This window comes from Acidaminococcales bacterium (genome assembly GCA_031290885.1).
Lineage (GTDB): Bacteria > Bacillota > Negativicutes > Acidaminococcales > JAISLQ01 > JAISLQ01.
In genome coordinates this window covers 70140-81798 of record JAISLQ010000075.1, presented here as the reverse complement: position 1 = coordinate 81798, position 11659 = coordinate 70140, and the positions used below count along the sequence as shown (strand labels likewise).

The window sequence follows — 11659 nt, the reverse complement described above, 5'->3', positions numbered from 1 at the left end:
CTCCGCATGTTATGTGCGAATACGGTTAAGCTCCGCCACAATCGTATCTGAAACACCACTCTTTGCGGCGTATTCTTTGAGCTTCGACATTGCGAGGCGGCTCGGGTTGGCGCGCCGGTTCTCCCAACGATTGAGCGTTGCGAAGCTAACGGTCAAGTCACGCGCAAGCATTTCCTGTGAAATGCTCAGTTCATTGCGCATTGCTTTGAGAATCTCGGCGATCGTCATGATTATCCACCACCTCAAGAATAGGTTATAACAGATGCTATAATTTATGTCAAGCACCCAAATCGACTTTGTTCGCAGAGTGAACCGCAATCAGTAAAATGCGAAATAAACGCCTCGTCCCACGAAGCTCTTATTGTGCAATGCTACAAACTTTCGGCATTCGCACGAAAGCGTCATTTAATCCCTTGACAAAGCGTTTCGGAAATGCCGCCATCTTGACGAGCCGACGGGCAACAAAGGGGTGATTTTCGCCACGGGAACGCAAATCTACAAAAATCGATCAAACAAAGAAGTCAATCAGAGCTATGCAGACAATAGACTTCCTGCGCAACCAAAAATGTGATATGCTCATTATATGAAATACGAAGAAACAGTCAAACTATCCAGTCAGGATTTTCGGCGTCTGACAGGGGCAAAGCGTACAACATTTGCGAAAATGGTGGAGATCATATCTATTTCATAAGCGGAAAAGCGGCACGATGTGAAACACGGGCCGTAGTCAACAAAGCGGACGGCAAGGTTCTCTGCCTTGCGTTTGCCAACGGCAACCGGGCAGATTTGCGTCTTTTCAAGGAAGGCGGCGCATACGCGAAATCGGGAACCGTACTTGAGGTCGGCACAGGGCATCAAGGACTAGCAAAGATCAACTCCAAATGACATTGAAAAAGCACTGGAACATTCAGGCATGAAATATTTCTTTGAAAAACGCTGTCGTTACTGGGAATAAACCTGCTTGGCGGGCTAAATGAAGGAGGTGTCTGGCAATGACAACAAAGAAGGATGATTTCAAGTACGAGATTGTCAACGAACTTGGTGTCATTTCTGAACGAAGCAAAGGATGGCGCAAGGAGTTCAATCGCGTAAGTTGGAATAGCGGAGAACCTAAGTATGACGTTCGCGATTGGGACGGCGAGCATAAGAAGATGGGCAAAGGCGTAACCTTGACGGAAGCAGAAATGAGGAAACTTTATGAGTTGCTTGGAGCGGAAATAAAGGCATTGGATACATATGTGATCTGACTTAAAAAGTATCAACATCAAAATGCTTGTAAACGGCGCTTGCAGTATCTTCGTTGCCGATAATGCTGTCAATCAGGCTGCATTTCATGTTTGCCCCATCTTTTTCAATTTGAAATCAATCGCCGCCTGCCGATAATCTTTATTATGTGCCATGCCTATATTGCCGTCATATTTTGCAGAAACCTTAACAATTTTTGGGTTGAAGCGCTATATATCACATATATTCAAGCAACCAAGCCTGTCCATAAAAAGTATTGTCAGGCGCTTGTTGCTTAGAGCGCCTATTTTTGTTAAGATACTCTATGACGATGATAAATGTTTTTCTGATGTATTTATGAAGCAAGCTTCATAAAGGAGACCATACATGGAAATAAACGATGTCTGGCAAAAAGTCTTAAACCGGCTGGAAAAGGAAACGCCTGCTCCTGTTTTTAAGACTTTTGTAATGCCCCTTATTCCTTTGGATACGAATGACGGCATCTTTACGCTTGCTTCCCCGTACGATTTTATCAAAGATCAGGTGGAAAGCAATTACGGCGAAAAATTAGCGGCGGCGCTTTGTGCCGTATGCGCCGAAAATGTTAAGGTCCGGATTGTAAACATGGAAGGGGCTGAAGACAAACAGACGGAAAAATTACCCCAAGACAATGGCGACATTGAGACAAAGAAAAGCGATTTTACGACGGAGGAGGAATTTACCAAAACTTTAAACAATAAATATAATTTTGACACTTTTGTCATCGGCAATTCCAACCGTTTCGCGCACGCCGCCGCACTGGCTGTTTCCGAAACGCCGGCCAAAATTTACAATCCCTTGTTCATTTACGGCGGTGTCGGCCTCGGCAAGACACATTTAATGCATGCCATCGGCCATAAAATAAAAGAAAATATAACCGGCAGCAAGGTTATTTATACTTCCAGCGAAAAATTCACGAACGAATTTATAGATTCTATCAGCAACAAAACTTCCGCCGCAGGGTTTCGCAAAAAATACCGGAACATTGATTGCCTGCTGATTGACGATATTCAGTTTTTGGCAAAAAAGGAACAGACCAAAGAAGAGTTCTTTCATACTTTTAACACTCTTTTTGATTCCAACAAACAAATTGTCATTGCCAGCGACCGTCCGCCCAGGGAAATAATGACTTTGGAAGCAAGGCTTGTTTCACGCTTTGAAAGCGGCCTTGTCGCCGACATTCATCCGCCCGACCAAGAAACCCGGATCGCAATACTGAGAAAAAAGGCGCAGTCCGCCGATCTGTCGATTGACAATGAGGTGCTCGCTTTTATCGCCGGGAAAATAAAAAACAACATAAGGGAGTTGGAAGGGGCCTTTAGCAAGGTAATCGCTTTTTCCAAATTCAACAATACGCCGATTAATTTGGATTCTACTATTTCAGCTTTAAGAAACATCATCGGCGAAAACATAAGCCAGCCGGTTACCGCTGATTTGATACTTGATAAAGTTTCCGCGCATTATAAAATCAAAAAAGAAGATATTTTAGCGCAAAGGCGCTCCCGCGACACTGTTTTTCCAAGGCACGTGGCTATGTACCTTTTGCGGGACCTCACGGATTATCCTTTCGCCAAGATCGGGGAAATTTTCGGCGGCAGAAATTATTCCACGATAATCCACGCCGTACAGAAGATTGCCAAGGATATGGAAAGGGACAGGGAATTTGAACAAGAAATCAAAGAAATCGCGCAGAAAATTTTAAATACCGATTGACCTTTGCAAAAATGTTGACAAGGCGTCAAATTTTATGTGCAAATATCCTCAATAACTGATTGGAAATGTTGATAAAAATTTAAATTGCTGTTTGTCTGTTGATAATGTTGATAAAAAGGCCGTTCTAAAAGTTTTAAATCAACGCTTTTTTCACATAGCAGTTTGCCTTGCCCAGAAAGAAAATGGACATTATCACCGAAACGAACAAATACTAATACTAAGACTACGAAAAATTTTATATAATATTAACTAAAAAGCAAAAACGCGGAGGAAAAGTATGAAAGTAATCTGCCAAGCCCAAAAACTCGGCAAAGCGGCTCAAATATTGCAAAAAGCCCTGCCGTCTAAAGCGGTAAGTTCTCAGGTTTATATGTGTGTTTATTTAAAAGCGTTTGAAGATAAAGTTGAACTGCAGGCTACTGATTCGACATTTGGCGTATCGGTAACGCTGGACGCCCAAGTTGTCGAAGAAGGCGAGGCTGTAATCGCCGGGGCGCTTTTTACATCGGTGGTGGAAAAAAGCGAGCGGGAATTTGTGGAAATTTACAAAAATGAAAACGAAGGCAAAGTTGTCATATCTTCAGGCGAAGACCGGGAAGCGGTCATTTTCTGTCTGCCGGTCGAAGAGTATCCTGTAATTAATAAATTGGCCGTAACTAATTTTATAAAGATAAAAGATGATGTACTTAAAGAGATGATCAGAAAAACGGTATTTGCCTGTTCTTCCGAAAAAGAGATGCGGATGGTTTTTACCGGAGTGCTGATGGAAATGAAAGGGCGGGAGCTTGTTTTCGCCGCCACCAATACGCACCGGCTCGTGGTGAAAAAATATGAGTTGGACAACGAGCAGGGAGATTTCTCCATGGTAATACCTGCCAGGATATTGAGGGAAATTGAGAGCATAAATTTAGGCGATTTGCCGGAAGACGTGATTGTCGGCTGGAAAAATCATCAGATAATCTTGCGTTTCGGCGACGTTTATATGGAATCGCGGCTCATCGAAGGCAGTTTCCCTGACTACCGCAAGGTAATACCGGCTTCTTTCGGCAAAACGGCCAAGGTAAAGACAGCGGATCTTTTGGGAGCGGTCAACCGGGCGGCTCCTTTTTCCAAAGAAGGGGAAAACAACGTGTTGAAGCTGAACATTGACAACGGCCGGATGGTCATTTTCGCCAGCAATCCGGAAAAAGGCAAAAGCACGGAGAGGATTGGCTGTGAAAATAAGGGCGGGCAGATTGAAATAGCTTTTAACATGAGATACATCAGCGACATATTAAAGAGAATAGAGAGCGAATATACCATCATAAGCTTGAACAGTTCGGTCAGCCCGGCGCAGGTGGCGGGAGAAAACGACGAAAATTATCTTTATGTCATGACTCCTATCAGGTTGGGCGCTTAAATGAAAGTTATTGGAGGGAAAAGGCGTTTTGACCGTTGTCTGCGCATAGGCGGCGGACAAAATGGAAAATGAAGGTAAAAAGGTTGCTTGTCGACAATTTCCGCAATTGCCAAAAGGGCGATTGGTCTTTTTCCGGCGGGATAAATGTTTTGTATGGACAAAACGGCGAGGGAAAAACTAATATTATAGAATCTTTGTATTTTTCCGCTTTAGGTTGTTCGCACAGAACTTTTCAGGAGGACGATCTTATAAACTACGCGGCATCCGGCATGGGCGTCTGCGTCGTAGCGGAAAGGGAAACCGGCGGGGAAACGAAGATTGTTATTAAAAAAAGCGCCCGGCGGAAAAACAAGGAAATAAAGGTTGACAATAATAATGTTAAACCGCGTGAATTGATTGGGCAGATAAAAGCGGCTATTTTTTCGCCGGAAGACATGAAATTGGCCAAAGGCGAGCCGGCGTTAAGGCGCCGGTTCGTTGACATTCAAATAGCGCAGGTAAATAGCGCTTATTGTTTTTCTTTGGCGCGGTATAACAAGATTTTGCAGCAAAGGAACCAATTGCTTGCCGCGATAAAGGAAAAGAGGATGTCTATTGGTTTGCTGGAAATGTGGGACGAGCAACTGGCAAAAGAGGCCAGCATAATCTTGCCGGCTCGTCTTAAAACTTTGGCAAAAATATCCCGTTTGGCGGCCGAGGTATACGGCGAGCTGTCAGAAGGCCGGGAAAAAGCCGGTATGGTTTACCGCCGCCGGGAAGGCGACAAAGATGGGTTTTTAGAGGAAAATGGCGAAAATAGTTATCTTTGGTACAGAGAAGGGTTGGCGGCGCGGGTAAAAAAGGATACCGAAAGCGCTTCCACCGGTTTAGGGCCGCATCGCGACGATATATTTTTTACTTTGGACGGCCTGCCGCTTAAAGGGTTCGCTTCCCAAGGGCAGCAACGCAGTTTCGTGCTGGCGCTGAAAATAGCGGAAACTATGATTATAAGGGAAGAGTGCGGGGAGTATCCTGTTCTTTTGCTTGATGACGCGCTGAGTGAATTGGACGGCCGCCGCCGGCAAAAACTAATAGATTTTCTCAGCGGCCGCATACAGACTTTCATTACTCTGACGGAAAAGGATTTGTTTCGGAATCCGCAGCAGGCGGTTTTTTATCGGGTGGAAAAAGGCGGGATCAGCGAGGGTTGAGATGGATGGCGTATATAACGTCCTGCGAAAGCTTTTGGGCGGCAAGGAAAACCGGGAAAAATATTTTTGCGCCTGGCTTAGGGCCAATTGGCGCGATATCGCGGGAGAAGGAGCGGCCGCGAAGAGTTTTCCTGCCGCCCTGCGCGGAGACATTCTTTTTTTGCGCGTGGAAGGTTCAAGCCGGGCTCATGATCTTTTAATGCGGAAAAAAGAAATTATAGATAGAATAAACCTAAAATTAAATGCTATAATAATAACAGACATAAAATTTTCTATCGGCGCGCTTCCGGAAGAAGTAAAAAACGCTGGCTGCCCCGGTGGGCGGCTTGATTAAGGGCAAGCGAAAGAGGTTTGTATCCGTGTATTTGCACATAGGTTCCGGCATTATGGTGGAAACGCAAAAAATAATCGGCGTGTTTGATTCAAAGGGCGCGGCGAAAGACCTTTGTTGCGAAAGAAAGTTCCGGCGGGAACGAGACTACAGTTGTGTGCTTACGGATGACGGCGCGGTTTTTTCCGAGCTTTCGGCCGCAACTTTAAAAAAACGCGCGGAAGGCGCGTTTGACGAATATTGATAAATTCTGCGGAAAGTTTGTGGTAAAAGCATGACAGAAGAAAAAAATAACGATGCCGGCGCCGGCAAGGGAAATGTAGATTACGGCGCGCAGGACATACAAGTCCTGGAAGGGATAGAACACGTCCGCCTTCGCCCGTCCATGTATATAGGCAGCGTTGGCAGCCGCGGGCTGCATCATTTGGTATATGAAGTGGTGGACAACAGCATAGATGAGGCGCTGGCCGGCTACTGCGACAAAATCGAGGTATTTATCGGCAAAGACGAAAGCGTGACGGTCGTCGACAACGGCCGCGGCATACCGGTGGACATGCACGCGACCGGCAAACCGGCGGTGGAGGTCGTCATGACCAAGCTCAACGCCGGCGGCAAGTTCGGCGGCGACGGCTACAAAGTTTCCGGCGGCTTGCACGGCGTTGGCGTTTCGGCGGTAAACGCGCTCAGCGAGGTCATGGAAGTCGAGATAAAACGCGGCGGCAGGATTTACGCCATCAAGTTTTCCCAAGGACAGACGGTGGAAGAATTAAAAGAGGTCGGCGTATCCGACGAGAACGGCACCAAGGTAAGGTTTTTGCCGGACAGGGGTATTTTCGAGGAAACGGTATTCAATTACGATATTTTACGGCATCGGCTGCGCGAGCTGGCTTTTTTGAACAAGGACGTAACTATAATATTGACCGATTTGCGCACGGAGGAAACAGAAACTTTTCATTACGAAGGCGGGATAAACTCTTTCGTACGATATATCAACAAAAATAAAGACGTCCTGTTCGATCCGCCGATCTACACCGTCGGCAGCCAGGAACATACTATGGTGGAAATTTCCATGCAGTATAACGATGGCTATGCGGAGAACATTTTCAGTTTCGTCAACAACATCAATACCGAAGAGGGCGGGGCGCATCTTAGCGGCTTCAAAGTGGCCCTTACCAAATTGGTGAATGACTTCGCACGCAAAGGCAACATGCTTAAAGAAGGCGACGAGAACCTTAGCGGCGACGATGTGCGCGAGGGGCTGACGGCGATTATCAGCCTGAAAATGCGCAACCCGCAGTTTGAAGGGCAGACCAAGACCAAGCTCAACAACGGCGAAGCGCAGGGGATTGTCAGCAAGGTGCTTTCCGAAGGGTTGAACGAATTTTTTGATCAGCATCCGGCCGTTACGAAAAAAGTCATTGAAAAGTGCATATTGGCGGCGCGGGCGCGGGCGGCCGCCCGCAAGGCCCGCGAGCTTACCCGGCGCAAGACCGCCTTTGACGGGGGGGCGCTGCCGGGGAAATTGGCCGATTGCTCCAGCAAGGATAACGTGGATACGGAGATTTTCATCGTGGAGGGCGATTCCGCCGGCGGGTCGGCCAAGCAGGGGCGAGACCGCCAATTTCAGGCCATACTGCCCTTGCGCGGCAAGATCCTCAATGTGGAAAAGGCGCGTTTGGACAAAATACTCGGCAACGAGGAAATCAGGGCGATGGTTACGGCCTTCGGCAACGGCATAGGCGAGGAATTTGAGATAGAGAAGAGCCGTTACGGCCGGATTATCATCATGACCGACGCGGACGTGGACGGCGCACATATCAGGACGCTGCTCTTGACTTTCTTTTATCGGCACATGAAAGGACTTATCGAGTCGGAGCGCGTCTATATCGCGCAGCCGCCGCTCTATCAACTGAAAAAGGGCCGGGAACAATGGTATTTGTACAACGATGAGGAATTGGACGCTTTATTGGATAGTATCGGCCGCGACGGCAACGCCGTTATACAGCGCTACAAAGGCCTGGGCGAGATGAATGCCGAACAATTGTGGGACACGACCATGAACCCTAAGACGCGTACCATTTTAAAGGTAACGCTGGAGGACGCGATCGAGGCGGACGAGATATTTTCCGTCTTGATGGGGGACAAGGTAGAACCGCGCCGGCAATTTATCGAAGAACACGCGAGCGAAGTGCGCAACCTTGATTTGTGATAAAAACAGGGGAAATTTTCAGTCCGCGCAAAAGCAGCAAAAAGAGGTGGGAAAGCATGGGAAAGGCAGAAGAGGAAAAAAAGGCTTTTTTGGAAGAAATGAAGGAGAAAATGAAAAATCCGTTTTTTCGCGCCGCCAACGAGCAACTGTTCAAAAAATTGGAACGGGAAATAAAAGAGCAGGAAGCGGAAGATAAAATAAGAAAATATCTCCGCGATGAAAATCCCGGCGCGAGTTTTGCCCGGGTAGTGCTTGACACGCAGGTTGACATGAAGATCATCGAACAGCTCATCGCCGACGGGCGCATAAACATAAGGGTGGCCGACCAGGACTACAAGGAACTGGAAGCGGAGCAAAAAGAGCTCGTCAACAGGCTTTCCCAGATCGGCGGTTCGCTCGACAACAAGAGCAAAGCGGAACAAAAGAAGCGGGAAAGCGAAGAAATCAAGACTTCCGGCATGTACAGCAAAAAAGATAAATTGTTTTTCCCCAACCAGAAAAAAGATCGATAAAACAGGCAAAGCGGCCAGTGCCATGGCGTTGGCCGCTTTGCGGCGCAATGTGGCTCGCCGCGCCGGATATCCCTGCGCCCCCAAAGGAACAGCAGCCCGCCGCTTTTACCAGTTGCGCGTCTTGCGCCAGAATTCCGGCCGCAGCAGCACCAAGACGGTGAAAAATTCCAGCCGCGCCAGCAGCATGCAGAAAGTAATAGCCACTTTGCTTATTTCATCCAAGTCGATTAAACTTTTTGCGCTGGGCAAAAGGGCGAAAGGGACATCCGTGCCCGCCGTGCCGATGATGGAGGCCATGAGCAGTATGCTTTCGTAAAAGTCGACGCCGCGGAAGGTCAAGACGGCGACGGCGCAAAAATAAACAAAAATGAAAACGAACACATAGCGGGCGGCGGACGACGTCAAAGTGCTGTTTACGGTTTGGCCGTTTATGGAAAGATTGAAAATTACTTTAGGGTGCAGTATGCGCTTGAGTTCGATATAAATAAGCTCGCAGATGATGATCAAGCGGGCGATTTTGAGACCGCCGGCGGTGGATGCGGTGCAGCCGCCGATGAACATGAAAGCGAAGACAAGGAATTTGCTGAAAGGCGGCCAGGGGTTAAGGTCGGCAAGGACTAGGCCGGAAGTGGACAGGACGGAAGAGACGTGAAAGAAGGCGTTGTGCAGCGAACCGCCCAAAGAATAAATGCCGGCGCGGTACAGGTCGTAGGCGATTAGCAAGGAGCCGGCGGCGATCAGGGCGATAAAAACGCGAAATTCCAGATCGGCGGCAAATTTTCGCCAGCCGCGGACGAAAACTTGATGGTACAGGGAAAAGTTGACCGCCGCGCAAATGGTAACGATCGCGGTGAGAAATTCCACCAAAGGGCTGTTAAAATAGCGGATGCTTTCGTTATGGACGGAAAAACCGCCAGTCGAGACGGAGGCCATGCTGTGCGTGATCGCGTCAAAAGCGTCCAGCCCGGCGAAAAAAAGGATAAGCGCGAAAATCGCCGTCATGCCCGTATAGATCTTCCAGAGCATAAAAGCCGCGTCGCTAAGGCGCGGCAGCACCCTTTCCCGGGAAGCGCCCGTCTCGGCTTTAACAAGGCTGATGGCCCCTGCCCCGTACTGCGGCAGGAAAGAAACGAAAAGGACGATTATGCCCATGCCGCCGAGCCATTGCGTCATGCTGCGCCAAAAGAGGATGCTTTTGGGGACGGGCGAAATGTCCCGGATCAGGGTCGAGCCTACGGTAGTAAAACCGGACGTGCTTTCCAAAACGGCGTAAAAGGGCGAAAGCACGCCGGAGAACATGTAAGGCAAAGCGCCGCAAACAGACAGCATTGCCCAGCCGCCGCAAACGGACAGGATCGCCTCGCGCGTGGACATGTCGGCGCCCCGGCGGCCGCAGATGGTCATGGAATAGCCGACTATGGCAGTTACGGCCGCAGAAAGCATGAGCGCGAGAACATCATGTTCCCAAAAAAGAAAGGACATGAGGACGGACAAGAGCATACAGGCGGAACAGACCAAAAGGAGCTGCCCGACGATAAATTCGATCAATAAAAAATTCATCTCTTGCGCTCCCGCCGACTATTTGCCCTTGAGGCTTGCCAGCACTTCGTTTACGGCGTCGAATTCGACAAACAGGATGGCCCGGTCGCCCGGATAAAGGACGGTGTTGCCATGTGGTATGAGGGCGGTTTTCTCGTGCACGACCGCGCAGACGAGGCAGCGGCTGGACAGGTTGGCGTTGCGCAGGGGTATGCCGGCCAGGGGGCTGAGGGCGTCTATTACCATTTCGATCGCCTCCGCTTTCGCGCCTTCAAAAATGGATACCCCGAGCACGTCGCCGCGGCGGATAAAGCGCAGGACTTCGCCAACGCTCAAAAGCCTGGTGGACACTACGGTGCCCGCCCCTACTTCTTCCATCAGGCCGGCGTATTCCGTGTAAGCGGTTTTCACTACGGTCTTTTTCGCGCCCAAGTGTTTGGCCAAAAGCGCGAGCAGGAGGTTGAGCTTGTCGTCTTCGGTCAGGCAGATGACGATGTCGGCTTCGGCGACCCCTTCTTGCGTGAGCAGTTCAATGTTGGTGCCGTCGCCGCAGATGACCAGGCCGTTTTTTAAAAGGGCGGTGATTTGTTCGCATCTTTCCATGTTTTTATCAATGATTTTTACGGATATCCCCTGGTTTTCCAAAAGAGGCGCCAAATAGCGCCCGACCCGGCCGGCGCCGATGAGCAGGACGCGGTCGATTTTGCTTAAAGATACGCCCAGGAATTTTTCAAAATCTTCGACGACGCCGAGCAGCCCGATACAGAAAATCAAGTCGCCGGGCAGGATTGCATCGCCGCCGCGCGGTATGGTAAGCTTGTTCTTGCGCAATATGCCCGTTACCAAAATTCCTTTGGGCAGGCCAAGTTCCCGTAGCTGCTTGTTGGCCAAGGGCGAATTTTCCGAAATCCGGCACTCGAAAATTTTTACCTGCCCATCGGCGAAGTTGCCCACGTCAATGGTAAAAGGGGTGAGCAGGAGGCGGAGTATTTCCAGCGCGATAATGCGCTCCGGGTTGAGCACTAGGTCAATGTCCGTCACGTCGCGGATGAAATTGTCCGCCTCCCCGGTATATTCATTGCTTCTTATACGGGCGACGGTCTGCTTGACGCCGACTTTTTTCGCCATCATGCAAATAATCATGTTCACTTCGTCGCTGTAGGTGCAGGCAATCAGGACATCGGCGCCCTTGACGTCCGGGTCGGTAAGCACGCTGGGGCTGGCGCCGTTGCCGGCGATGGTAAGTATGTCAAGATTGTTTTTTATTATTTCGCGATGGGATTCGTCGGATTCCACCACTACCACTTCGTGCTGTTCCTTGGTCAAGTATTCCGCCAGGCTGTAGCCTAATTTTCCCGCGCCGACAATTACCACGCGCATTTTTTCACCAACCAGGCCGGCGCTTTCCGGCTTGCCGCAGAAAGGCCGAAACTTTTTGTATAAGGGGGATCTAAATTAATAATAACACTTTTTCCGCCGGTTGCAAGCGGACAATTTGTTTTC

At 49.0% G+C, this 11659-nt stretch carries 11 protein-coding genes; 8 read left to right on the top strand and 3 right to left on the bottom strand.

Features of this window, described 5'->3' with window-relative positions; translation table 11 throughout:
- Positions 1–9: 9 nt before the first annotated feature.
- Positions 10–228 (bottom strand): helix-turn-helix domain-containing protein, encoded by a 219-nt coding sequence (locus LBO03_09585; GenBank protein MDR3349825.1) that lies wholly within the window; start codon positions 226–228, stop codon positions 10–12.
- 764 nt (positions 229–992) lie between these two features.
- Here LBO03_09585 and LBO03_09580 point away from each other — a divergent pair.
- The 8 genes from LBO03_09580 (at position 993) to LBO03_09545 (ending at position 8617) form a co-directional block, all read left to right on the top strand.
- Positions 993–1247 carry a hypothetical protein gene (locus LBO03_09580; protein ID MDR3349824.1) on the top strand — a complete coding sequence of 85 codons (255 nt, stop codon included), beginning with the start codon at positions 993–995 and terminating at the stop codon, positions 1245–1247.
- 364 nt (positions 1248–1611) lie between these two features.
- Positions 1612–2976, top strand: a complete 1365-nt coding sequence (dnaA, locus tag LBO03_09575; GenBank protein MDR3349823.1) for a chromosomal replication initiator protein DnaA — start codon at positions 1612–1614, stop codon at positions 2974–2976.
- A gap of 277 nt (positions 2977–3253) precedes the next feature.
- Positions 3254–4375, top strand: a complete 1122-nt coding sequence (dnaN, locus tag LBO03_09570; GenBank protein ID MDR3349822.1) for a DNA polymerase III subunit beta — start codon at positions 3254–3256, stop codon at positions 4373–4375.
- A 68-nt stretch (positions 4376–4443) separates the two neighbouring features.
- Positions 4444–5565 (top strand): DNA replication/repair protein RecF, encoded by a 1122-nt coding sequence (recF, locus tag LBO03_09565; protein MDR3349821.1) that lies wholly within the window; start codon positions 4444–4446, stop codon positions 5563–5565.
- A gap of 1 nt (position 5566) precedes the next feature.
- Positions 5567–5899, top strand: a complete 333-nt coding sequence (locus tag LBO03_09560; GenBank protein MDR3349820.1) for a DUF721 domain-containing protein — start codon at positions 5567–5569, stop codon at positions 5897–5899.
- Positions 5900–5924: 25 nt separating this feature from the next.
- On the top strand, positions 5925–6140 hold the full coding sequence (locus LBO03_09555) for a DUF370 domain-containing protein (GenBank protein MDR3349819.1): 216 nt from the start codon (positions 5925–5927) through the stop codon (positions 6138–6140).
- A 30-nt stretch (positions 6141–6170) separates the two neighbouring features.
- The gene (gene gyrB / locus LBO03_09550) at positions 6171–8105 is read left to right on the top strand and encodes a DNA topoisomerase (ATP-hydrolyzing) subunit B (protein ID MDR3349818.1); all 1935 of its coding nucleotides are present in this window, start codon (positions 6171–6173) and stop codon (positions 8103–8105) included.
- Positions 8106–8161: 56 nt separating this feature from the next.
- Positions 8162–8617 carry a hypothetical protein gene (locus LBO03_09545; protein ID MDR3349817.1) on the top strand — a complete coding sequence of 152 codons (456 nt, stop codon included), beginning with the start codon at positions 8162–8164 and terminating at the stop codon, positions 8615–8617.
- A gap of 105 nt (positions 8618–8722) precedes the next feature.
- Here LBO03_09545 and LBO03_09540 read toward each other — a convergent pair whose 3' ends face one another.
- Complete coding sequence (locus LBO03_09540) at positions 8723–10177, bottom strand: TrkH family potassium uptake protein (protein ID MDR3349816.1); 1455 nt, start codon at positions 10175–10177, stop codon at positions 8723–8725.
- Positions 10178–10195: 18 nt separating this feature from the next.
- The gene (gene trkA, locus LBO03_09535; protein MDR3349815.1) at positions 10196–11536 is read right to left on the bottom strand and encodes a Trk system potassium transporter TrkA; all 1341 of its coding nucleotides are present in this window, start codon (positions 11534–11536) and stop codon (positions 10196–10198) included.
- Positions 11537–11659 lie beyond the last annotated feature (123 nt).

What these genes read in the sequence shown, in the direction of transcription:
- dnaA (MDR3349823.1), top strand. Translation starts at nt 1,612, where the DNA reads ATGGAAATAAACGATGTCTGGCAAAAAGTCTTAAACCGGCTGGAAAAG.
- LBO03_09560 (MDR3349820.1), top strand. Translation starts at nt 5,567, where the DNA reads ATGGATGGCGTATATAACGTCCTGCGAAAGCTTTTGGGCGGCAAGGAA.
- LBO03_09540 (MDR3349816.1), bottom strand. Translation starts at nt 10,177, where the DNA reads ATGAATTTTTTATTGATCGAATTTATCGTCGGGCAGCTCCTTTTGGTC.
- LBO03_09545 (MDR3349817.1), top strand. Translation starts at nt 8,162, where the DNA reads ATGGGAAAGGCAGAAGAGGAAAAAAAGGCTTTTTTGGAAGAAATGAAG.
- recF (MDR3349821.1), top strand. Translation starts at nt 4,444, where the DNA reads ATGAAGGTAAAAAGGTTGCTTGTCGACAATTTCCGCAATTGCCAAAAG.
- trkA (MDR3349815.1), bottom strand. Translation starts at nt 11,536, where the DNA reads ATGCGCGTGGTAATTGTCGGCGCGGGAAAATTAGGCTACAGCCTGGCG.
- dnaN (MDR3349822.1), top strand. Translation starts at nt 3,254, where the DNA reads ATGAAAGTAATCTGCCAAGCCCAAAAACTCGGCAAAGCGGCTCAAATA.
- gyrB (MDR3349818.1), top strand. Translation starts at nt 6,171, where the DNA reads ATGACAGAAGAAAAAAATAACGATGCCGGCGCCGGCAAGGGAAATGTA.
- LBO03_09580 (MDR3349824.1), top strand. Translation starts at nt 993, where the DNA reads ATGACAACAAAGAAGGATGATTTCAAGTACGAGATTGTCAACGAACTT.
- LBO03_09585 (MDR3349825.1), bottom strand. Translation starts at nt 228, where the DNA reads ATGACGATCGCCGAGATTCTCAAAGCAATGCGCAATGAACTGAGCATT.